Origin of the sequence: Streptomyces flaveolus, assembly GCF_000716535.1 — a bacterium.
In the GTDB taxonomy this organism is placed as follows: domain Bacteria; phylum Actinomycetota; class Actinomycetes; order Streptomycetales; family Streptomycetaceae; genus Streptomyces; species Streptomyces flaveolus_A.
In genome coordinates this window covers 52,944-74,576 of record NZ_JNWV01000030.1, presented here as the reverse complement: position 1 = coordinate 74,576, position 21,633 = coordinate 52,944, and the positions used below count along the sequence as shown (strand labels likewise).

Sequence of the window (21,633 nt, the reverse complement as noted above, 5' to 3'; positions counted from 1 at the left end):
ACGGCCCCTCGGAGACTGCTCCGAGGGGCCGGACCGGTGGGCGCGGACGGTTTCGAACCGCCGACATCCTGCTTGTAAGGCAGGCGCTCTACCCCTGAGCTACGCACCCGGGACAGGTCGACAGCCTACATTGCCCGAGCGGCTGCCCGGCAAACCAGTGACAGGGGGGTTGTCCCCACCCCCGTTCCGGGAGGCCGCCGGATCGCCGGCCCGGGCCGCGGGCCCTAGCGTCGGCGCAGACCGAAGTACTCCGGCGCCGGGTCCCGCCGCCGGACCAGACCGGTACGAGCCGGTTCAGGGGGAGACATCACATGGCCCGTTCGCTTTCGTTCCGCGCCGCCCGCCCGGCCGTGCTCGCCGGTGCGCTCCTCGCGGGGCTCACCGCCTGCGGCGCCTCCGCCGGCGACGACACACATCCGGACCACCGGTCCTTCGCGCTGCACGGCCGTACCCTCACCGTCGACTCCGACGACTCGGCGCTGGAGATCGTCGCCGCGCGGGGGCAGAAGGCCGGCACGGTCGAGGTGACCCGCTGGTTCGAGGGGTCCGTGGTCGCCGGCGGCGAGCCCGAGGTGCGGTGGTCCATGGACGGCGACCGGCTCGTGCTGCGGGTGCACTGCTCCGGGATCATCACCGACTGCTCGGCCCGGCACCGGATCGAGGTGCCGCGCGGGGTCGGTGTCAGGGTCGTGAGCGAGGACGGCGCCGTGCGGGCCACCGGGTTCCGGGACCCGGTCAGCATCCACGTCAACGACGGAGCCGTGCGCGTCACCGACACCAGCGGCCCGCTGGACCTGCGGGCCGACGACGGATCGGTGCGCGCGGTGGTCTCCTCACGCCGGGTGAGGGCCGCCACCGACGACGGCTCGGTGGACGTCGAGCTGACCGGCCCGCCCGACCTGGTCGACGTCCGCAGCGACGACGGGTCGGTGACGGTAGGTCTGCCCCAGGGCGCGTACCGGGTGTCCGCGGGGGCCGACGACGGATCGGTGACGGTGTCCGTGCCCCGCGACGACAGCAGCCCGCACCGGGTGTCGGCGCACGCCCAGGACGGGAAAGTCACGGTGCGCACGGCGAACTGACCGGCCCGTGTGTTCGTCTTCAACGGGTGGGAGAATGACACCACCCAGGGCGAACCACAGCACGGGAGAGGGATGTGACGGCGACACCGGGCACGCCAGCCAGCCAGCCGTACCCGCCGCCGTCCACCGCACGGGCCCGGCGCGGCTCCTCCCCGCTGCGGGACGCCCTCACGCTGCTCGGTCTGCCCGTGCTGGCCGCGCTCGCGCTGCCCGTCGCGTTCGCCGGCGGCGGCACCCGGCGCTGGTTCGGCGGGCGGGCGGAGAGCCACCGGGCCGAGGCGCAGGCCGCGAAGGACGCGGCGGCGACGGCGTTCTACGAACTCGACACCGCGCAGCGGGACCTGCGGATCTCGGTGGAGACCATCTCGGCGGTGGACGACTCCCCCGCCGCCCGGCGCGCCGTCTCCGACTTCGAGGCGCTCGGACTCCGGATCGACGAGGTGAGCCGGCGCTACATCCAGGCCGTGGACGCCCACGACCTGGACCGGGACGACCTGGAGGCCGGCACCGCGGCCCGGGCGCGGACCGAGCTGACGGCGGCCAAGGACGAGCTGGTCCGGGTCCGGCAGGAGCTGGACCGGTTCGGCGACTCGCTGGAGCCGCTGCTGGGCAAGGCGGAGACGCAGCTCGCCCGGCTGGCGCCCGCCGTGGAGCGGGCCCGGCAGTCGCTGCTGGCGGCGAGCAACGCGCTGGACGCCGTACGGGAGCGGAACCTGCGGGCCGACGAGCTGGCCGCGCGGCTGGCGGCCTTGTCGCCGGAGCTGACCAAGCTGAACCAGGGCGCCGGGCGGCACGGGGTGCAGGCGACGCTGGAGCGGGCCGAGCGGGTGCAGCGGGAGGCCGGGGCGATCCGGGCGGAGGCGGAGCGGCTGCCGGAGCGGGCGGCCGAGATCGACCACCGGCTGGTGAGCCTGCGCACCAGGGCCGAGGCGCTGACCACGCGGGCCGGGCAGGTGGAGCCGGTGCTGAGCGAGCTGCGCCGCCGCTTCACCGCCGCCTGCTGGCAGGACCTCCAGCACGTGCCGGAGCAGGCCGCGGAGAACGTGCGGCAGGCCGAGCTGAAGCTCCGGGAGGCGCAGGCGGCACGGGACGCCCAGCGCTGGGCGGACGCCACCGCGCTGCTGTCGACCGTGCGGGCCCTGCTGAACACCACCGACGAGGCCGTGTCGGCCGCCGGTGACCGGCTGAGCAGACTGAACGCGGTGCAGAAGGATCCGCAGGCGGAGATCGAGCGGACCCGGTTCGCGATCCGGGACGCCCAGCGGCTGGCCATGACGGGCCGTACGACCCCCGATCCGCGGCACGCCCGGCCGCTGGACGACGCGGTGGCCCGGCTGGAGCGGGCGATCGGCACGCTGGAGGGCCGGCACCCGGACTACTGGCACTTCCTCACCGAGACGGAAGGGGTGCGGCAGACGGTGGCGCGGGTGGTGGCGCAGATCCGCGAGGAGCGCGGCGCCGGGCACTGACCTGTGCGTGTTGCCGGGGGTGCGGGGCAAGCGGATATTGAATAGGACGGATGGCCTCCGCTAGCGCCCGAGGGAGGCGGACATGGCCACACACGCGGTGCACACGAGGAAGGCCGAGGAACGGCGGCCCCGGCTGGACGACCATCTGCCCGTCGACCACCGGCTCAACCAGGTCTACCGGATCGGTGCCGGCCTCATCGGCGCGTTCCTGGTCGCCTTCGGCATCCTCGGCCTGATCGACCAGATCGGCTTCTTCAGCACCGGCGGAAACACGGTCGCCGGACTGAACTCCAACGGCGCGCTGAGCGTGCTGTCGATCGTCATCGGCGCGGTGCTGCTGGTCGGCATGGTGATCGGCGGGAACTTCGCGTCGACCCTGAACATGGTCCTCGGCGTGCTGTTCCTGCTGAACGGCTTCCTCTTCCTCGGCCTGCTGGACACCGCCAGCAACTTCCTGGCGTTCAAGATCCAGAACGTCTACTTCAGCTTCATCGTGGGCCTGCTGCTGATGACCTTCGGCATGTACGGCCGCGTCGGTCACAACCTGCCGCACGACAACCCCTACTGGCGGGCCCGCCACCCCGACGCCCCCCCGCAGGAACAGCGGACGCCGCCCGAGCAGATGATGCGGCAGGAGCAGCGTCCGCGGGACGAACAGCGGGAGAGGCAGGAGCAGCGGGGCCCGCGGCAGCCAGGACGGGGTCAGGTCCTGTAGGCGTAGAACGCCGCGTTCGGGTACGAGGCGACGAGGCTGGCCACCGACCGGTTGTACGTGTTGGTCGAGTGGTAGCTCACGTACGGCACGCCCCGGCTGTCCCGGTACGTGACGATCATCGAGTGGTCCTTGGACCCGTCCCGGTTGAAGTCCATCTGCAGCACGTCGCCGAGGTCCATCTGGTAGACGTTGGCGAGGCTGGTGGCCCGCTTCGAGGACAGGGCGAACCAGGAGAACTCGTTGACGCCGACGAACGAGTCCGACTGGATGTCGGCGGTGCCGAACCACTTCTTCCAGTCGTACGTGTAGCCGGGCACGTGCTTCCAGCCGCCGGCCTTCAGGACCTGGCTGACGAAGTTGGTGCAGTCGCCGCCGGCCCCCTGCCCGTTGAAGTCCGGGTAGGCCGGGTTGTAGTTGTTCCAGTACTTCTGCGCGTACGCCACCATGGCCTTGTAGTCGTAGCCGGTCGCGGAGAAGTTCTTCTTGTTGACCGGTGCGGGCCAGGTGGTGGCGGCGCGGGCCGCGGAGGGCGGGCCGTCGTCCGCGGTGGCGGTCTTCACCGAGGTGACGGCGGGCTTGGCGATCTGGTTCACCGCGAGGTAGCCGTCGTCGGTGTCCCGGATGCCGGTGAGCTGCCAGGTGCCGTGCCGGTCCGCCTGGAAGGTCAGCTCGTGGTGGGCCTGGAAACCGGTCGACTTCGGTCCCTTGGCGGTGGCCTTGTCGTAGGTCAGCGTCGTGGTCTCGGTGACGGCGACCTTGGCGTGCCGGCCCTTCACCTGGGTCGCGTCGAGCGTGACCTTGGTGCTGCCCGCGCGGTACGTCTCGCCCAGCCGGGCCAGCCGGCCGCGGCGGTCACGCAGCTCGTCCAGCGCGGACTTCTCCTGGCGGGTCTGCCCGCCGGACAGGCGCACGGAACCGGAGAAGCCGGACGTGTGCCGGGTCTCCGCCTTCCCGGCGCCCTCCACGAGTGCCTGCGTGCGGTCGGTGAAGACCGCGTCGGCCAGCCGCTGGAAGGTCGCCTTGGTCGCCGCGTCCACCGTCGGGTCGTCGGTCACCGCCGCACCCGCGCTCCAGTTGGGCACGAGGGCCACGCCGGCGACCACCGAGGCGGCCGCGGCGGTGACTATGGCCGTGCGGCGCCGCCCACGGCTCAGTCTTCTAGATTTCAATGATGTTCCCCTCTACGCCGGTACACCTACCGGGCGAGGGGCATCTTCGCACGCCGTGTGCGTCGGATGTGAAGGGGGTTGCACAAGTGGAATCCCCGGCGCGCGCCCGTCACTTGACGACCGTGGACCAGTCCGGGGACTGGGCCGGGTCGAGGCTGCGCAGGGCGGCCAGGGTCTGCGGCTTCTGCGCGTCGAGCCAGTCGGCCAGCTCCTTGAAGGACACGCACTTGACGCCCTTCTTGGTGCAGACGTTCTTGACCACCTGGTCGATGGCCTTCATGTAGATGCCACCGTTCCAGTCCTCGAAGTGGTTGCCGATGAACAGCGGGGCCCGGCTGCCGTAGTACACCCGGTTGAAGCCGGCCATGTAGGACTCGACGGTCTGCTGTTCCCACTGGGGGAACTTGGCCGAATCACCCTGGGTCTCACCGTCGGACTGGTTGTAGAGGAAGTTGAAGTCCATGGACAGTCCCTGGTACTTGCCGCTCTCGTACGGCAGCATCTGCAGCGGGAAGTCCCATATGCCCTTCTTCTTCGACGGCCATATCTGGAAGTCGCCCGGCGAACTGGCGTCGTAGCGCCAGCCGTAGCTCTTCATGGCCTTCAGCAGGTTCGGCTGGCCCTCCAGGCAGGGCGCCCGGCCGCCGGTGACCTCATTCTTGAAGTCGAAGGGCAGCGGGGCGAGGTCCGTGAAGCCGGTGTTGGTCTTCCAGTGCTCCACGAAGGAGTAGAACTGGTCGATCTCGCTCTTCCACTCCTCGACGCTCCAGTCGCCGCCGCCCTTGGCCCCGCAGAAGTGCCCGTTGAAGTGGGTGCCGATCTCGTTGCCGTCCTCGTACGCCTTGCCGAGCTGCTCCACCGTGGTGCGGATGTGGTCGTCGGTGGCGTAGTCGATGGCGGCGTCGCCCGGCGAGTGCATGGGGCCGTGGTACAGGGACTTCTTGCTCTTGGGCAGCAGGTAGATGCCGGTGAGGAAGAAGGTCATGTGGGCGTCGTACTCCTTGGCCAGCTCCCGGTAGTGCGAGAACAGGTGGTCGCTGCCCTCCAGCGCGCCGTCCCAGGAGAAGACCACGAACTGCGGCGGCTTCTCACCGGGCTTGAGCGGCACCGGCTTCAACTGCCCCTTCTGCGGCCCGGTGTAGGAGGTGGAGCCGTCCCCGAGGACCTTGGTCCTGCCGTCCCACTCCGGGGTCGGGCTGGCCTTCGGCGCGCTCTTCTGTCTCTTCCCGGCCGCGGCGGCCGGCGTGCTGTTGCTGTCCGTGCCGGACAGCGCCAGGAACCCGGCGACCAGCGAGGCGACGACGAGGAGGGCGGCCAGCGTCAGGACCTGCGGCCGGGTGGCGCGGGGCGCACTGCGGCTGCGGGGGGCGCGACGGCGGCCTGACGACGACATCTTGCGGGGCATGCGCGGCTCATTCTGCGGAAGGGGAGGGGGTACGGGCCCGGCTCAGCCGAGACCCGTCGCTGCCGACCAGAGGGCATACGGGACGCTGTTGGCGGACGTGCCGGCCAGGCCCTTGAGCGGCAGTGGCTCCAGGGACTTGGCCAGGTCGATCCGGTAGACGACGATCGCGGTGGACACGGAGTCGGCCGTGCCGACGTACCAGGCGGCGGTGTCCTTCTCGGTGGTGCCGGCCTTCCCGGCCACCCCGGACCGGCCGGCCGCCGCCTCGGGATGGGCGGTGCGGAAGGAGTCGCTGAGCGCCTCCGTGACCTCCTCGGCCACCTTGGCGCCGACCGCGCGCCGGGGGCGCGGGGTGGCCAGGGCGACCGGGGAGCCGTTGCGGGTGATCCGGCGCACCGAGTACGGCTCGGTGTGGTTGCCGCCGGCGGCGAAGGTGGCGTAGCCGCTGGCCATCCGGATCGCGCTGGGCGTGGAGCTCCCCATCGACAGGGCCGGGACCTGGGGGCCGATGCTGGAGGACAGCAGTCCCGACGCCTCGGCGGTCTGGCGCACCTTGTCCAGGCCGGTGTCCATGCCGAGCTGCATGAACGGGGTGTTCACCGACCGGGCCATGGCCTCGCGCAGACTGATGTCCCCGTACGACCTGCCGCCGTCGTTGTGCGCGGAGACCTTCTTGCCGCTGCGGTCCCAGTACGGCCCCTCGGGGGTGGTGACGGGCACGCCGTCGTCGCCGTCGTAGACGCTGTCCGGGGTGACGGGGGTGGCGGGTCCGCCGCGCGTCTTGTGCACGCCGTGTTCGAGCCCGGCGGCGTAGACGAACGGCGTGAACGCGGTGCCGGCCGGGACGGTGGTCGCGTTGGACTCGTTGTAGCCCTGGGTGCGGTGGTCCGGGCCGCCGTAGACGGCGAGGATCCGGCCGTCCGCGGTCACCGAGGCGGCGCCGTAGTGGCCGTTCCTGGCCGCCGCCGGATTGTCCCGCCTGGCCTGCTTGCGGGCCCTGGTGACGGCGTCGGTGAGCGCCTTCTCCCGCTTGCGGTCGAAGGTCGTGTAGATCTGGTAGCCGCCCAGGTCGAACTGTTTGTCCGTCAGGTGCCCGGCCTTCTTGGCGTACTGCGAGGCCAGCTCCACCAGGTAGTCGCTCTGGGCACCGGTGTTGTACAGCGGGTTGCTCTTCAGCGGCTCGGGGAACTCGGTGTACTTGGCACGTTCCCGCGGCGACAGCTTGCCGATCTTGACCATCCGGTCGAGGATCCAGGACCAGCGCTCGACGGCCCGCGCGTGGTTGGCCTTGCTGAGCGTGGGGTCGAACAGGCCGGCGCCCTTGAGCAGACCGGCGAGCATGGCCGCCTCGGAGGCGTTGAGCTCGCCGACGTCCTTGCCGTAGTACGCCTGGGCGGCGCGCTGGATGCCGTAGCTGCCGCGGCCGAACCAGCTGGTGTTGAGATAGCCCTCCAGGATCTGGTCCTTGCTCATCCTGTTGTCCAGCTTGAGGGCGATCATCGCTTCGGTGAATTTGCGGCTGATCGTCTGGTTCTGCGTCAGATAGACATTTTTAACGTACTGCTGGGTGATGGTCGATCCGCCCTCGGTGTCCCCCTGCCCCAGCGTGCGGAACACCGCCCGGGTAATGCCTCTGGCGGATATGCCCGGGTCCGAGTAGAAACTCTCGTTCTCCGCCGCGAGCACCGCCCAGCGGACGTCCGGGGGGATGTCCTTCAGCGGCATCGCCTGCCGCTGCACCCAGCCCGTACGGGCCATGGGCGTGCCGTCGGACCAGAAGTAGACGTTGTCCTGCTGGGTGGCGTACGAGTTGAGGTTCTCCGGTATGTCCGTCATCGCGTACGCGGTGACGAGGAACGCGCTGAGCAGACCGAACGAGGTCAGGGTGGCGCCGAGCCACTGGCGCCAGGAGGGTATCCAGCGGCGCCAGCCGGTACGCCCTGGGCGTGGGTACACCGGCTTAAGGCGGCGCGCGTACGGGGCTGTTCGGCGCGCGTACGGGGCCAGCGAGGCGACCAGCCGGGCGACGGCGCCCAGGGCCGCGCTCGCGGGCGTGACGCGCTCCCGTCCGGCGGAGCGCGCGTCACGCCGGCGTTCGGCCCGGCCGCCGCCCGGAGCGGGCGGCTCCGGTGGCGGGGGCACGCGCAACTGCATGGTCTGGTCCGCCCTGAGGGCGTCGACTCTCAGGTGCAGCGTCTCATCGGCGTCCAACGGCTTCTCGCCACGGCCACCCCCCATGGGGCCGTCCTCCCCCTGCGACGCATTGGTCACGCCTGCGTCTCCCTCCGCACTCGGTCTTGCTCGCGCGGGTGAGCTGAGCATCCTCGCAACGGCGTTCACAAATTATCAGTAACGTTTTCGAATGCCCTGCACATATGCCGGATAGAAAGCAACACTCATGAAACATTGAGACGCCCCCGGCCGGGCCTTGACGGCTAACCTGGGGCCATGCCTCGTTACGAGTACCGCTGCCGGACCTGCGGCGACACGTTCGAACTCAACCGGCCCATGGCCCAGTCCGCCGCCCCCGCGTCGTGCCCCGCGGGGCACGACGACACGGTGAAGCTCCTGTCGACGGTGGCGGTGGGCGTGTCGAACAACACGTCCGCGTCCGCGCCCGCGCCTTCGCCGAGGGCCGGTGGCGGCGGGTGCTGCGGGGGCGGCTGCTGCGGGTAGTCGCCCACGGGGGTGCCGCGTGATGCCGTCCCGGCGGGTGCGCCGCCGTCATGGGCCTTCGCGCAGAAGCCCCGCGCCCCTAAGGTGCCGCCGTGCGGGTCGCCTTCAAGAACTCCCGCAGGATCCGCTCTCCCGCCAGGACCCCCCGTTCGGGGAGGGCGCTGATCTCCGGTGCCGTCCAGTCGGTGTCGGCCAGTTCGCCGTGGCCGGGGCGCCAGCCCCGGTCGGCGGCCAGCAGCAGGTCGGCGTCGAGCAGGGAGTCACCGGCGGCCAGTGTCAGCCGCGCGCCGGTACGCCGGACCACCTCACGGACGGCCGCGCTCTTGGTGAGCGGCTTCGGTACGGCGTAGATCTTCCGGCCCTGCAGGGACACCGTCCAGCCCCGGTTCTCCGCCCACACCGCCAGCTCCTTCACCCACTCCCCGGGCAGCAGCTCGCGTTCCACCACCAGATAGGCGAACAGGTCCTCGGCGATCCGGTGCTTGCGCACCCACACCGGGTCGGCGGACCGCAGCAGGTGCTCGCTGACCTCCGCCAGCGGCGCGCACTCGTCGGCGAGCCGCGCCTGGACGCTCGCGTGCCAGTCCTCGTCGGTGACCCCGTCGACCAGCAGATGGCCGCCGTTGGCGCAGATCGCGTACGCGGGCGGCGGGCCCGGCAGGTTGATCCGCTGGTACTGCTTGCGCGTCCGGGTCGTCGTCGGCACGAAGACGGCCGTGTCGCCGAGGTCGGTCAGCAACTGGGCCGCGGTCTCGGTCATGTAGGACAGCGGCTTCGCCTCGTGCACCTCCACGCACAGCAGCCGGGGCGCCCGTGCGTCCGGCATGGTCAGCGCGAGAGCCGCCGAGGAGTAGATCAGCGTACGGTCCAGGTCGCTCGCCACCAGCACCGGCATCAGACGTTCACCGCCTTGCCGTCGGCGCCCGTGGCGCCCCGCGTGTACTTGGGATGGATCAGCCCGACGCAGGTGTACGGCAGGTCGTCCACCTCCTCCACCGGCACCCCGCGCTGCTCGGCGAGCAGCCGCACGTGGTCCAGGTCCGCGCCCGCGCCCGCCCGCGCGAGGATCTTCCACGGCACCCGGCGCAGCAGCACCCGGGTGGTCTCGCCGACGCCGGGCTTGACGAGGTTGACGTCGTGGATGCCGTACTCCTCGCTGATCCGTTCGACCGCGCGCCAGCCCGCCCAGGTCGGGGTGCGGTCCGCGGCCAGCAGCTCCTTCACCGCGCCGTCCACGCCGTCGGCCACCTCGGGGAAGCGGGCGGCGACGGCGTCGAGGAAGGCCACGGAGACGTCCGCGTCCGCGAGTTCGCGGTAGAACTTGGCGCCGTGGAAGTCGTGCGGACCGACCAGGTCGGCGCGCAGCACCGTACGCGAGATCAGCCCGGAGACGGTCGAGTTGAGGCACGCGGAGGGGATGAGGAAGTCCTCGCGGGTGCCGTAGGTGCGGACGCAGGAGCCGGGATCGGCGAGGACGGCGATCTCCGGGTCGAACCCGGTGACGCCCTCCTTCCGCTCGAACTCCTCGACGGCTTCGGCCAGTTCCCGGGTGATGGCGCCCTTGCCGGTCCAGCCGTCGACGAAGACGACGTCCCGGGGGTCGTGGCGGTCGGCCAGCCAGCGCAGCGCGTTGGCGTCGATGCCCCGGCCGCGCACGATCGACACGGCGTAGTGCGGCAGGTCGAGGCCGTGCCGGAAGCGGGCCCACCGGCGCATCAGGATGCCGACCGGGGTGCCGGCGCGGGCCAGGGAGACCAGCACCGGGCGGGGCGACCGCTCGGTGAGTACGGTCTCGGTCACGACACCGACGGCCTGCGCGAGGCGGGCGGCGGAGGCGTCCAGGGCCGCGTGGAACAGCTCCTGGTACTGCGCGCTGGGCTGGTACTCCACCGGCAGCGACTCGGCGTAGTGCGCGCCGCCGCTCTGGATGGCCTCCTCCCGCTCCTCCGTCGGCGCCTCCAGGGTCACGTCGGAGAGGTCCTGGAGCAGCCAGCCGACCTCCTCCGGCGCGTACGAGGAGAACGCGGGGCCACGGAGGGGCTCGGGCAGCATGACCGGCCTTTCGGGAGCGTGCGGGACGTAGGAGGGTACGACCGCGAGCAGGACGTGCGGGACGTGCGCGGCCAGGGCGGCCAGCAGGCCGCCGGGCGCGTGCAGGGCGGGGGTGTCGGCGACGGAGTCGACCACGGCGACGACGGCGTCGAAGCCGGCACCGGCCACGTTGTAGGCGTACCGCTCGCCGGGCCCGTCGGCCGGGTCGTCGTGGGCCGGGAAGACCAGGCGGCTGCGGATGGCGTAGCCGGGATCGTCGACCGCGAGCACGGGCGACCGGGTGGTGGTGGAGAACCGCACCTCGGCGTCCGTCCCCCGCTCCACCTCCTGGGCGAGCCGCAGCGGGACGTACATCAGCTCCTCGAACCCGAGCACCAGAACGCGCCGGGCGCCGACGGGCAGTGCCTCGCGTATTCGCCCGGCCAGGGAGGGGAGCGCCGCTTCGAGCCGGGCCCGGTGGGCGGGGGTGAACCCGTGCCGGCCGCCGTCGGGGAGCCCGGGCGGCCAGTGCAGGTCGACCCTGGTGACGGGCCTTGGCTGTGGCGCCCCGCCACGGGCGGCCCCGCACCCGGCGGACTCACATTCCGCGACCAGCCGCTGCCCCCTCTCCAGCACCCCCTCGGGCAGCCGTACGGTCCCGGACGCGGCGGCGATCACGTCGACCCGGGCCCCGATCTCCCGCGCGAACCGCTCCAACCGTGCGGAGTCCTCAGCCGACCGCATGTCGACCAGGGCGACCACCACGTACCGCTCGCGCGGATACCGCTCGTGCAGGTCACGAATGGTGTTCAGCACGGTGTTACCGGTGGAGAACTCGTCGTCCACCAGCACCAGCGGCCCGTCCCCGGCCAGCAGGGCAGGGTCTTCCGGCAGCAGGAGATGCGACGTGGCGTGCGAGTGCGACTCCTCGAAGCCGCCCGCCAGGGCGACCCCGGGTACCGGCCGCCGCGTGGAGTGCAGGTACGGCACCGCGCCCAGCCCGTCGGCGACCGCGTGCCCCAGCCCCGTCGCGGTCTCCGCATAGCCGAGGACGACGGCCCCCGCTCCCTCCTCGCCGAGCAGCGCGGCCACCCGTCGGCCCAGGCGGAAGCCGTACTCGTACACCACGGCCGGGGACTGGGGCACGTGCTTGCCGAGGACGTTCGAGACCAGCAGGTGCGCCCGCTTGGGGTTGCGCCGCAGCGCGAGCCCGAGCAGGGCCGGCAGGCCGTCGTCGCCCACGAGTCCGACCCCGAGTCGCTCGGCGACCCAGCTGCCGGACCAGACCCCGTCGTTCACTGCGTTGTTCATTCGTTCCTTGGAGAGGCGTCGGGTGGAGGCGGAGGAGGGTTCAGCCGGGTATGCCGGCGGCGAGCAGTTCCACGAAGCCGACGTCCTCGTTGGCGACGCCGAACACCTCGGCGCGCAACACGGTCCGCTCGGCCCACGCGCGGTGCGGTTTCACTTCGTTCATCTTGTTCGTGTAGGCCGACCGGAGTACACCCCCGCCGCCGCGTTCCGGCCGCAGGATGTCCTGCGCGTCGCTGAACTCCTCGTGGCTGACCACGGAGAGTGCGTGCACGGGCAGGACGTGGGACGGGTGGATGCAGGTCTTGCCGAGCAGGCCGTTGGCCTGGTCGAGGGAGATCTCCCGGAGCAGTCCGTCCATGGCGTGTTCGATCAGCTTCTCGCGGAGTGAGACGGCCTGCACCTCCAGGAAGGGGCTCTGCCTCAGCTGCGGCTTGAACATCCGTTCGGAAACGCGGAAGTACTCCCAGACCGGGCCCGTGACGGTGAAGCCGGTGCCGTCGGCGCGGCCGAGCATGTTCACGACGTCGGCGATCACGGAGGCGACGATCTGGACGTCGTAGGCGGTCATGTCGGGGGCACGGCGCAGGCCGTAGGAGGAGCAGAAGTCGGTCACGCCGAGGCGGAGGGCCAGCACCCGGTCCCGATACTTGCCGACCGCGCGGGAGATGCCCTCCAGGGTCTCCACCCGGGACTCGCGGTAGAGCAGCTCCGGGGACTCCAGGACGGGCATGGCGAAGAGCCGCCGGCCGCTGCTGTTCTCGGCCGCGGTCAAAGCCTCCAGGAAGGGGATGCCGCGTTCCTCGGTGAACTTGGGCAGCACGAAGCCGGACAGCAGGCGCACGGCGGGGCCGAGGCGGCGGACCAGGTCCGGTATCTGCTCGGGGGTGCGCACCCGGATGAACAGCAGGGGCGGCTCCGTGCCGGGCCGGGCGGCGAGGTCGGCGAACTGCCGCACGAGGTTCTCCTCGCCCGGCTCGACGTCCGCGTCGTCGATCGAGTCCTCCAGGCACAGCACCATCGAGACCACGCCGTTGCCGGCCTGTTTGACGATGTCGTCGGCGAGCCGGGGCCGGGTGGCCGGGCTGTACAGCGTGGCGCCCAGGGCCGCGGAGAGCAGCCGGGCCGGGGAGTCGGCGGTGAACGCGCACGGCTCCTGGTGGAAGAGGCGCTGCCGCACCTCGGGGGCGATGTGCCCGAAATGACGCATAGGACTCCCTCAGGGTGCGGGCCGAGCCTGTGGGTTCGGTAAAGGGTGGCCGGTAATAGTACGTAGGGATCCGTGTCCGGGGTTCCCTGTGGGCATGAATTTCCGGTAACTCGCCCATGTCGGCGGCACCGCCCCCCGCATTGTCGTGACCAGGACCGAGAGGGCAGGATGACCGCATGACGCACGCGATGCTGAAAGGGTCGAACGTCCCGCTGGAAGCCACCACGGTGCGCGCCGTGCTGCGCTGGACGCCCGGGCAAGGGGTCCCGGACGTGGATGCGTCGGCGCTGCTGCTGGGTCCGGACGGCCGTGTGCGCTCCGACGAGGACTTCGTCTTCTACAACCAGCCCCGGCACCCCTCCGGGAAGGTGTGGCGGCTCGGCAAGAAGCGGATCGCCGAGGGGCTGACGGACACGATCCAGACCGACCTCTCCGGGGTGGAGCCGGGGGTCGGCCGGATCCTGCTGGTCGCCTCCGCGGACGGGGTCGCCTTCGACCAGGTGCCGGCGCTGTGCATCCTGCTGTACGACGCGGCGGCCGCCGACGGGGAGGCGCTGGCCCGGTTCGAGATCAAGCCAGAGACCGGCGCGGAGACGGCGCTGATCTGCGGTGAGCTGTACCGGCGCGGTGAGGGCTGGAAGTTCCGGGCGCTGGGTGAGGGCTACTCGAACGGGCTGAAGGGGCTCGCCACGGACTTCGGCATCTCGGTGGACGAGTCCGAGATGGAGGAGGGGCCGGCCTCGTCCCAGCCGTTGCCTCCGGAGCAGCCGACGGCAGCGGTTCCGGCGCAGCCGCCCGCGTACGGCTATCCGCAGCCGATGTCGGCGCCGGCGGCTGTGGCGGCGGACGCGTACTTCCGGCTGCCGCCGCAGGGGCCGCAGTTCATCGGGCGGTAGTCACCCGCGGAAGCGGGCGGTGGTCACCTGTCCACCTTCGTCTTGAAGCCCCTGCCCCACTGGAGACCCCAGCCGTAGAGGCGGTCCAGTTCGCCCTGGAAGCCGTAGACGAACTTCACCTCGCGGCGGACGATCAGTTCGCCCTTGATGTTCTCGATCATGACCACGGCGCAGGAGCGCGCCTGGGGGTGGCGTTCGTCCAGGCCTATCTCGATGCGGGGGCCGTTGCTGGGGTAGAGGGTCACGACGGCGTGCGTACGGTCGAAGGCGGGGGTCTGGTCGTAGATGTAGACGAAGACCAGCAGTCGCTTGAGGGCGTCGCGGTGGTCGAGGTTGACGTACATCGTCTCGCCGGACGCCGAGCCGAACCGGTCGTCGCCGCTGAGCTTGATGTACGGCGGTGCGTTGACGTCGCCGAGATAGCCGCCGAGGGGCTGTACGACCCCCTTCGTGCCGTCGGCCAGCTCGTACAGGCAGCCGAGGTCCAGGTCGACGTTGACCATGCTCTGGCCGTGGCCGAGGACCTCCGGCGGCTTCAGGGCCTTGAAGGGGTGCCGGAACAGGCTGGTGCGCTGGGCTCCGTCGAAGTCGGAGGTCCGCATCCGCCAGGAGAGGTTGACGCGCAAGTGGCCGGTGGCCGCTTCCTGCTTGGTGAGGGACACCGTCTGGTGCCGCCTGGTCAGCTCTATGGCGTTGCTCGACGCGTTGCCCGAGTCGAAGTCGGCGGCGCGCCCGCCCAGCAGTCCGTCGAAGAAACCCATTCCCGCCCCCAGGTACCTGTTGTGACGCCGACGGGGCGGCCGACCGTGTCGGCCGCCCCGCTCAGAGCGTTCCTCACCGTCCGGGGTGTCACACCCCGGAGGAGACTTCGGCCTTCTCGTCGCTGCCCTCGCCCGCCGCGGCCAGGGCGCGGTTGCGGCGGACGGAGGAGAGGAAGGACGCCGCGATCAGGACGACGCCGACGAGGCCGGTGATGACCTCGTTGATCTCGTGCTGGATGGTGACCATGAGGATCACCGCGAGGGCACCGATGGCGTAGTGGGCGCCGTGCTCCAGGTAGACGTAGTCGTCGAGGGTGCCCTGGCGGACCAGGTAGACCGTCAGCGACCGGACGTACATGGCGCCGATGCCGAGGCCGAGGGCCATCAGGACGATGTCGTTGGTGATGGCGAAGGCGCCGATCACGCCGTCGAAGGAGAAGGACGCGTCCAGGACCTCCAGGTAGAGGAACATGAAGAACGCGGCCTGGCCGGCCAGCACGATCGCGGGTTTCTGCCTGCCGGTGCGGGCGGCCTCTTCCTCCTCCTCGTGCTCGCGCTCCTCCTCTTCCTCCAGCTTGTCCTCGAAGTAGCCCGAGAGGCCGCCGACGACCATGTAGGTGATCAGGCCGGCGATACCGGCGATCAGGACCGTCTGCGCCTTGTCCACGTGGGCGCCGCCGTGCTGGTGGGCGTGGGTGGCGAAGGTGAACGACGTGATCAGCAGGACGACGAGGGCGATGCAGACCGACAGCATGTCGACCTTGCCGAGCTTGGCCAGGGGCCGCTCGATCCAGCGCAGCCACTGGATGTCCCGGTCCTCGAAGATGAAGTCGAGGAAGATCATCAGCAGGAACATGCCACCGAACGCGGCGATCGCCGGGTGGGCGTCGGTGACCAGCTGCTGGTAGCGGTCCTTGTTGTTGAGCGCCAGGTCGACGGCCTCGATCGGACCCATCTTGGCGCTGATCGCGACGATGACGACGGGGAAGACCAGCCGCATGCCGAAGACGGCGATGAGGACGCCGACCGTGAGGAAGATCTTCTGCCAGAAGGCGTTCATCTTCTTCAGGATTCCGGCGTTGACCACCGCGTTGTCGAAGGACAGCGAGATCTCCAGGACGGCCAGGATCGCCACGATGCCGAAGGCGGTCCACCCCCCGTAGAACGCCGCCGCGACCAGACCGAGCGCGGTGACCGCGAACGACCAGCCGAAGGTTTTCAGAAGCACTGGCTACCCCATCGTGTGTGTACGGGTCTCCCCCGAGCCGTACCGAGTTTTACGAAACGTTGACTCCGAAGTCTAGAGCGATGCCGCGCAACCCCGACGCGTACCCCTGACCCACTGCACGGAATTTCCACTCGCCCTGGTAGCGGTACAGCTCGCCGAAGATCATCGCGGTCTCGGTGGAGGCGTCCTCGCTGAGGTCGTAGCGGGCCAGTTCCTGGCCGTCGGCCTGGTTGACGACGCGGATGAAGGCGTTGGAGACCTGGCCGAAGGTCTGCCCGCGCTCGTCCGCCATGTGGATGGAGACGGGGAAGATGATCTTCTCGCACTGCGGCGGCACCTTGGCGAGGTCCACCAGGATCGACTCGTCGTCGCCCTCGCCCTCACCGGTGAGATTGTCACCGGTGTGCTCCACGGAGCCGTCGGGGCTGGTGAGCTGGTTGTAGAAGACGAACCACTCGTCACCCAGTACCCGGTTTCCGGCCCCGCACAGCAGCGCGCTGGCGTCCAGGTCGAAGGGGGCGCCGGTGGTGGACCGCGCGTCCCAGCCCAGTCCGATCATGACGTTGGTGAGGTTCGGTGCGGCCTTGGAGAGGGAGACATTGCCTCCCTTGGCGAGCGTGACACCCATGATGCTGGTCCTCCCCTGGTGGTGCTTCCCTGGTTGTCCTGCGCGTCCGGCGCCGCCCCTAAACGGGAGCGGCGCCGGTCTCACGGGCTGTGGGGCCTCACACGTCCTTCGTGTCAGACGTTGACGCCGAAGTCCTGCGCGATGCCACGCAGGCCCGACGCGTAGCCCTGGCCGATGGCGCGGAACTTCCACTCCGCGCCGTGCCGGTACAGCTCGCCGAAGACCATGGCGGTCTCGGTGGAGGCGTCCTCACTGAGGTCGTACCGGGCGATCTCCTGTCCGCCGGCCTGGTTCACGACGCGGATGAAGGCGTTGCGGACCTGGCCGAAGGACTGCTGGCGGTTCTCGGCGTCGTAGATCGACACCGGGAACACGATCTTGTCGACGTCGGCCGGGACACCGGCCAGATTGACCTTGATCTGTTCGTCGTCGCCCTCGCCCTCACCGGTGAGGTTGTCACCGGTGTGCTCGACCGAGCCGTCGGGGCTCTTGAGGTTGTTGAAGAAGACGAAGTGCTGGTCGCTGATGACCTTGCCGGAGTTGTTCAGCAGCAGCGCGCTGGCGTCGAGGTCGAAGTCCGTGCCGGTCGTCGTGCGCACGTCCCACCCCAGGCCGACGATGACGGCGGTCAGGCCCGGGGCCTCCTTCGTCAGCGATACGTTGCCGCCCTTGCTGAGGCTGACTCCCACGGGTCCTCCATGTGGTGTTCAGGGGCGGGGAGCCCCGTCGTGCTTCGGATATGGGATCAACGTGCCGATCCTAGTGACGGGTTCCCGCGCCCCGCAGACCCTGGACCCGAAGAATCACAGGTGTCGTGCGCGGTCCGCTCACAGAGCGTCGAGCGCCTGCACGTAGTCGTTCAGGTCGCGGGCGTCCGGCAGGCCGTTGACCACGGTCCACCGCACGACACCCTCCTTGTCGATGACGAAGGTGCCCCGGACGGCGCAGCCCTTGTCCTCGTCGAAGACGCCGTACGCGCGCGAGACGTTGCCGTGCGGCCAGAAGTCGCTCAGCAGGGGGTATTCCAGGCCCTCCTGCTCGGCGAAGACGCGCAGGGTGTGGATGGAGTCGTTGGAGACGGCGAGCAGCTGGGTGTCGCGGTCCTCGAACCTGGGCAGGTTGTCGCGCAGCTCGCACAGCTCGCCGGTGCACACGCCGGTGAAGGCGAAGGGGTAGAAGAGCAGGACCACGTTCTTCCGGCCGCGGAAGTCCGAGAGCTTCACGGTCCGGCCGTGGTTGTCCTTCAGCTCGAAGTCGGGCGCCTTGTCGCCGACCTGGATCGCCATCGTCGTGCTTCCCTTCGGTGGGCTGCATGGGTGAGAGCGCGGCAGGACGCTCGGCTCCACCCTACGCAGCGGACACCGGGGACTCCCGGACGGGCTGGGGCGATGTCCAGCCCGTCCGAGGACGGTCACCTCTTGGACTTGGCCGCCTTCGGCGTCGCCAGCCGGCTGCCGCTCCAGTCCTTGCCGACGCTGACGCTCTTCGAAGCGGTCAGGCCGGCCGTCGTGGCGGCGTCCTGGATGTCGCTCGGCTCCACATACCCCGCACGGCCGGTCTTCGGCGTGAGGAGCAGGATCGCGCCGCCCTCTTCGATGTACGTGGTGGCATCCACCAGCGCATCCGTCAGGTCGCCGTCGTCGTCACGGAACCACAGCACAACGGCGTCGGCCACGTCGTCGTAGTCCTCGTCCATGAGGTCGCCTGCGATGGTTTCCTCGATGGCCTCGCGGAGCTCCTGATCGACGTCGTCGTCGTAGCCGATCTCCTGGACCACCTGCCCGGGCTGGAACCCCAGCCTGGCGGCAGGGTTCGTCCGCTCCTCCGCGTGGTCCGCGGTCGCGCTCACGGGTTGCCTCCTGATCATGTCTTGGTAAGTATCTCAGCCACGCGCGTGCGCGAAGCATTGGCCGTAGTCCACACGGGCGGGGCGGATCGCGCAAGTACCCGGCCGTCGGGACCGCCGAAACGGTGACGATCCCGGCCGTGTCGCCGCAACTCCCAGCACCGTATCTCGATTCCACGTGGCCCACATCACACCGATGTGCCCGGTTTGTCACCTTCAGAATCATCCGGGGTTACGACGCTCGAACAACTTTGCCATGCACGTCACACCCCGGGCGTATCGTTGCGTTTTGACCGGTGCAGATGACGGTGCGGGTGACGTACGCCTTCCCGAGGTACACGATGGGGAACGGTGTAGGCAGGTGCAGAAACTGGCCCTCTGACAGGTAAGGAACAGCGTGGCTTCCGGATCCGATCGCAATCCGATCATCATTGGCGGCCTTCCGAGTCAGGTTCCTGACTTCGATCCCGAAGAGACCCGGGAGTGGCTCGACTCCCTGGACGCCGCCGTCGACGAGCGCGGCCGGGAGCGGGCCCGCTACCTCATGCTGCGTCTGATCGAGCGCGCCCGCGAGAGGCGCGTGGCCGTGCCCGAGATGCGCAGCACGGACTACGTCAACACGATCCCCACCAAGAGCGAGCCGTTCTTCCCGGGCAACGAGGAGATCGAGCGCAAGATCCTGAACGCGACCCGCTGGAACGCGGCCGTCATGGTCTCGCGCGCGCAGCGCCCGGGCATCGGCGTCGGCGGCCACATCGCCACCTTCGCCTCCTCCGCCTCGCTGTACGACGTCGGCTTCAACCACTTCTTCCGCGGCAAGGACGAGGGCGACGGCGGCGACCAGGTCTTCTTCCAGGGCCACGCCTCCCCCGGCATCTACGCGCGCGCGTACATGCTCGACCGGCTCAGCGAGGCGCAGCTGGACGGCTTCCGGCAGGAGAAGTCGAAGTACCCGGACGGCCTGTCCAGCTACCCGCACCCGCGCTCGATGCCGGACTTCTGGGAGTTCCCGACGGTCTCCATGGGCCTCGGCCCGCTCGGCGCGATCTACCAGGCGCGGATGAACCGCTACATGCAGGCGCGCGGCATCGCCGACACCTCCAGGTCGCACGTGTGGGCGTTCCTCGGCGACGGCGAGATGGACGAGCCGGAGTCGCTCGGCCAGCTCACCCTGGCCGCCCGCGAGGGCCTGGACAACCTGACCTTCGTGGTCAACTGCAACCTCCAGCGGCTGGACGGCCCGGTCCGCGGCAACGGCAAGATCATCCAGGAGCTGGAGTCGGTCTTCCGGGGCGCCGGCTGGAACGTGATCAAGCTGATCTGGGACCGCACCTGGGACCCGCTGCTGGCGCAGGACCGGGACGGCGTGCTGGTCAACAAGATGAACATCACGCCGGACGGCCAGTTCCAGACGTACGCCACCGAGTCCGGCGCCTACATCCGCGAGCACTTCTTCGGCGACGACCTGCGCCTGCGCGCGATGGTCGAGAACATGACCGACGAGCAGATCCTGCACCTCGGCCGCGGCGGCCACGACCACCGCAAGATCTACGCGGCGTTCAAGGCGGCCAAGGAGCACAAGGGGCAGCCGACGGTCATCCTGGCCAAGACGATCAAGGGCTGGACGCTGGGCCCGAACTTCGAGGGCCGCAACGCCACGCACCAGATGAAGAAGCTGACGGTCGACGACCTCAAGCGCTTCCGGGACCGTCTGCACCTGCCGATCTCCGACAAGGAGCTGGAGTCCGGCCCGCCGCCGTACTACCACCCGGGCCGGAACTCGGAGGAGATCCAGTACATGCACGACCGCCGCAAGGGCCTCGGCGGTTACGTCCCGACCCGGATCGTCCGCTCCCAGCCTCTCGCCCTGCCGGACGACAAGGCGTACGCGACCGTGAAGAAGGGCACGGGCCAGCAGTCCATCGCGACGACCATGGCCTTTGTGCGCCTCCTCAAGGACCTCATGCGGGACAAGGAGATCGGCAAGCGGTTCGTGCTGATCGCGCCGGACGAGTACCGCACGTTCGGCATGGACTCCTTCTTCCCGAGCGCGAAGATCTACAACCCGCTGGGCCAGCAGTACGAGTCGGTGGACCGCGAGCTGCTCCTGGCCTACAAGGAGTCGCCGACCGGCCAGATGCTGCACGACGGCATCTCCGAGGCGGGGTGCACGGCGTCCCTGATCGCGGCGGGCTCGGCGTACGCCACGCACGGCGAGCCGCTGATCCCGGTGTACGTCTTCTACTCGATGTTCGGTTTCCAGCGCACGGGTGACCAGTTCTGGCAGATGGCCGACCAGCTCGCGCGCGGATTCGTCCTCGGTGCGACCGCCGGTCGTACGACCCTGACCGGTGAGGGCCTCCAGCACGCGGACGGCCACTCCCAGCTCCTGGCCTCCACCAACCCGGCGTGCGTGGCGTACGACCCGGCGTACGCGTACGAGATCGCGCACATCGTGCAGGACGGCCTGCGCCGGATGTACGGCAGCTCGACCGAGCACCCGCACGGCGAGGACGTCTTCTACTACCTCACCGTCTACAACGAGCCCATCCAGCACCCGGCCGAGCCGGCGGGCGTGGACGTCGAGGGCATCGTCAAGGGCGTCCACAAGCTGAAGCAGGGCACGGGCGGCTCCGTCCCGGCGCAGATCATGGCGTCGGGCGTGGCGGTCCCGTGGGCCCTGGAGGCGCAGCGGCTCCTCGGCGAGGAGTGGAACGTCAGGGCGGACGTGTGGTCCGCGACCTCCTGGAACGAGCTGCGCCGCGAGGCCGTGGAGTGCGAGCAGCACAACCTGCTGTATCCGGAGGAGGAGCAGCGGGTGCCGTACGTGACGCGGAAGCTCAGCGGTTCCGAGGGGCCGTTCGTGGCCGTGTCCGACTGGATGCGTTCGGTTCCGGACCAGATCGCCCGCTGGGTCCCCGGCACGTACCAGTCCCTGGGCGCCGACGGCTTCGGCTTCGCCGACACCCGGGGCGCGGCGCGCCGCTTCTTCCACATCGACGCCCCGTCGATCGTGGTGGCGGTGCTGACCGAGCTGGCCCGCGAGGGCAAGGTCGACCGCTCCGTACTGAAGCAGGCCATCGACCGCTACCAGCTGCTGGACGTCTCGGCGGCGGATCCGGGGGCGGCGGGCGGCGACGCGTAGCCGCTGCGCTCGGCTTCGGCCGACGAGGGCGCGGGGGCCGTGGGGATCTGCGGGCCGGTGGGGG

At 70.1% G+C, this 21,633-nt stretch carries 18 protein-coding genes and 1 tRNA gene; 6 read left to right on the top strand and 13 right to left on the bottom strand.

Annotation, left to right across the window (positions count from 1 at the left end; genetic code table 11):
- Positions 1 to 37 precede the first annotated feature (37 nt).
- Positions 38 to 109, bottom strand: a tRNA-Val gene (locus OO52_RS30425).
- 202 nt (positions 110 to 311) lie between these two features.
- On the opposite strand from OO52_RS30425, the gene OO52_RS30420 reads away from it, so the two are divergent.
- The 3 genes from OO52_RS30420 to OO52_RS30410 all read left to right on the top strand — a co-directional run bounded on the left by OO52_RS30420 (position 312) and on the right by OO52_RS30410 (position 3,266).
- Positions 312 to 1,082: a DUF4097 family beta strand repeat-containing protein gene (locus OO52_RS30420; RefSeq protein WP_030649405.1), complete on the top strand. Its 771-nt coding sequence runs from the start codon at positions 312 to 314 to the stop codon at positions 1,080 to 1,082.
- Positions 1,083 to 1,156: 74 nt separating this feature from the next.
- Entirely contained in the window at positions 1,157 to 2,551 is a 1,395-nt protein-coding gene (locus OO52_RS30415) for a hypothetical protein (RefSeq protein ID WP_030649408.1), read from the top strand.
- A gap of 82 nt (positions 2,552 to 2,633) precedes the next feature.
- A complete protein-coding gene (locus OO52_RS30410) occupies positions 2,634 to 3,266 on the top strand; it encodes a DUF4383 domain-containing protein (RefSeq protein WP_030649411.1) in 633 nt (210 codons plus the stop codon).
- On the opposite strand, the gene OO52_RS30405 is transcribed toward OO52_RS30410, so the two are convergent.
- The 3 genes from OO52_RS30405 to OO52_RS30395 all read right to left on the bottom strand — a co-directional run bounded on the left by OO52_RS30405 (position 3,254) and on the right by OO52_RS30395 (position 7,877).
- Positions 3,254 to 4,357, bottom strand: coding sequence for an amidase domain-containing protein (locus OO52_RS30405; protein WP_030649414.1), 1,104 nt, complete (start codon positions 4,355 to 4,357; stop codon positions 3,254 to 3,256). The two genes, OO52_RS30410 and OO52_RS30405, sit on opposite strands and share 13 nt — an antisense overlap.
- Positions 4,358 to 4,544: 187 nt before the next feature.
- Positions 4,545 to 5,840 carry a hypothetical protein gene (locus OO52_RS30400; protein ID WP_030649417.1) on the bottom strand — a complete coding sequence of 432 codons (1,296 nt, stop codon included), beginning with the start codon at positions 5,838 to 5,840 and terminating at the stop codon, positions 4,545 to 4,547.
- A 42-nt stretch (positions 5,841 to 5,882) separates the two neighbouring features.
- The gene (locus tag OO52_RS30395) at positions 5,883 to 7,877 is read right to left on the bottom strand and encodes a transglycosylase domain-containing protein (protein WP_030649420.1); all 1,995 of its coding nucleotides are present in this window, start codon (positions 7,875 to 7,877) and stop codon (positions 5,883 to 5,885) included.
- Positions 7,878 to 8,288: 411 nt separating this feature from the next.
- On the opposite strand from OO52_RS30395, the gene OO52_RS48065 reads away from it, so the two are divergent.
- Complete coding sequence (locus OO52_RS48065) at positions 8,289 to 8,516, top strand: FmdB family zinc ribbon protein (protein ID WP_078629748.1); 228 nt, start codon at positions 8,289 to 8,291, stop codon at positions 8,514 to 8,516.
- Positions 8,517 to 8,595: 79 nt separating this feature from the next.
- On the opposite strand, the gene OO52_RS30385 is transcribed toward OO52_RS48065, so the two are convergent.
- Genes OO52_RS30385 through OO52_RS30375 form a run of 3 tightly spaced genes read right to left on the bottom strand, consistent with a single transcriptional unit; the run spans position 8,596 to position 13,065 of the window.
- Positions 8,596 to 9,411, bottom strand: a complete 816-nt coding sequence (locus tag OO52_RS30385) for a hypothetical protein (protein WP_030649422.1) — start codon at positions 9,409 to 9,411, stop codon at positions 8,596 to 8,598.
- Positions 9,411 to 11,858 (bottom strand): phosphoribosyltransferase, encoded by a 2,448-nt coding sequence (locus OO52_RS30380; protein ID WP_030649426.1) that lies wholly within the window; start codon positions 11,856 to 11,858, stop codon positions 9,411 to 9,413. Before OO52_RS30380 ends, OO52_RS30385 begins: the two co-directional genes overlap by 1 nt.
- Positions 11,859 to 11,898: 40 nt before the next feature.
- Complete coding sequence (locus OO52_RS30375; protein WP_030649429.1) at positions 11,899 to 13,065, bottom strand: HpcH/HpaI aldolase/citrate lyase family protein; 1,167 nt, start codon at positions 13,063 to 13,065, stop codon at positions 11,899 to 11,901.
- A gap of 176 nt (positions 13,066 to 13,241) precedes the next feature.
- Here OO52_RS30375 and OO52_RS30370 point away from each other — a divergent pair, with 176 nt between their 5' ends.
- Entirely contained in the window at positions 13,242 to 13,961 is a 720-nt protein-coding gene (locus tag OO52_RS30370; RefSeq protein ID WP_030649431.1) for a TerD family protein, read from the top strand.
- Positions 13,962 to 13,984: 23 nt separating this feature from the next.
- Here the strand turns inward: OO52_RS30370 and OO52_RS30365 are convergent, their stop codons facing one another.
- From OO52_RS30365 to OO52_RS30340, 6 genes are all read right to left on the bottom strand, one after another.
- Positions 13,985 to 14,722 carry a TerD family protein gene (locus OO52_RS30365; protein WP_030649434.1) on the bottom strand — a complete coding sequence of 246 codons (738 nt, stop codon included), beginning with the start codon at positions 14,720 to 14,722 and terminating at the stop codon, positions 13,985 to 13,987.
- Between the two features lie 88 nt (positions 14,723 to 14,810).
- The gene (locus tag OO52_RS30360; RefSeq protein ID WP_030649436.1) at positions 14,811 to 15,950 is read right to left on the bottom strand and encodes a DUF475 domain-containing protein; all 1,140 of its coding nucleotides are present in this window, start codon (positions 15,948 to 15,950) and stop codon (positions 14,811 to 14,813) included.
- A gap of 49 nt (positions 15,951 to 15,999) precedes the next feature.
- Positions 16,000 to 16,578: a TerD family protein gene (locus tag OO52_RS30355; protein ID WP_030649440.1), complete on the bottom strand. Its 579-nt coding sequence runs from the start codon at positions 16,576 to 16,578 to the stop codon at positions 16,000 to 16,002.
- Positions 16,579 to 16,691: 113 nt separating this feature from the next.
- Positions 16,692 to 17,267, bottom strand: a complete 576-nt coding sequence (locus tag OO52_RS30350; RefSeq protein WP_014672465.1) for a TerD family protein — start codon at positions 17,265 to 17,267, stop codon at positions 16,692 to 16,694.
- A 138-nt stretch (positions 17,268 to 17,405) separates the two neighbouring features.
- Entirely contained in the window at positions 17,406 to 17,864 is a 459-nt protein-coding gene (locus OO52_RS30345; RefSeq protein WP_030649443.1) for a peroxiredoxin, read from the bottom strand.
- Positions 17,865 to 17,989: 125 nt separating this feature from the next.
- Entirely contained in the window at positions 17,990 to 18,427 is a 438-nt protein-coding gene (locus tag OO52_RS30340; RefSeq protein WP_030649446.1) for a DUF3052 domain-containing protein, read from the bottom strand.
- A 394-nt stretch (positions 18,428 to 18,821) separates the two neighbouring features.
- Between OO52_RS30340 and aceE the strand changes: the two genes are divergently transcribed.
- Positions 18,822 to 21,569 (top strand): pyruvate dehydrogenase (acetyl-transferring), homodimeric type, encoded by a 2,748-nt coding sequence (gene aceE, locus OO52_RS30335; RefSeq protein WP_030649449.1) that lies wholly within the window; start codon positions 18,822 to 18,824, stop codon positions 21,567 to 21,569.
- Positions 21,570 to 21,633: the final 64 nt, after the last annotated feature.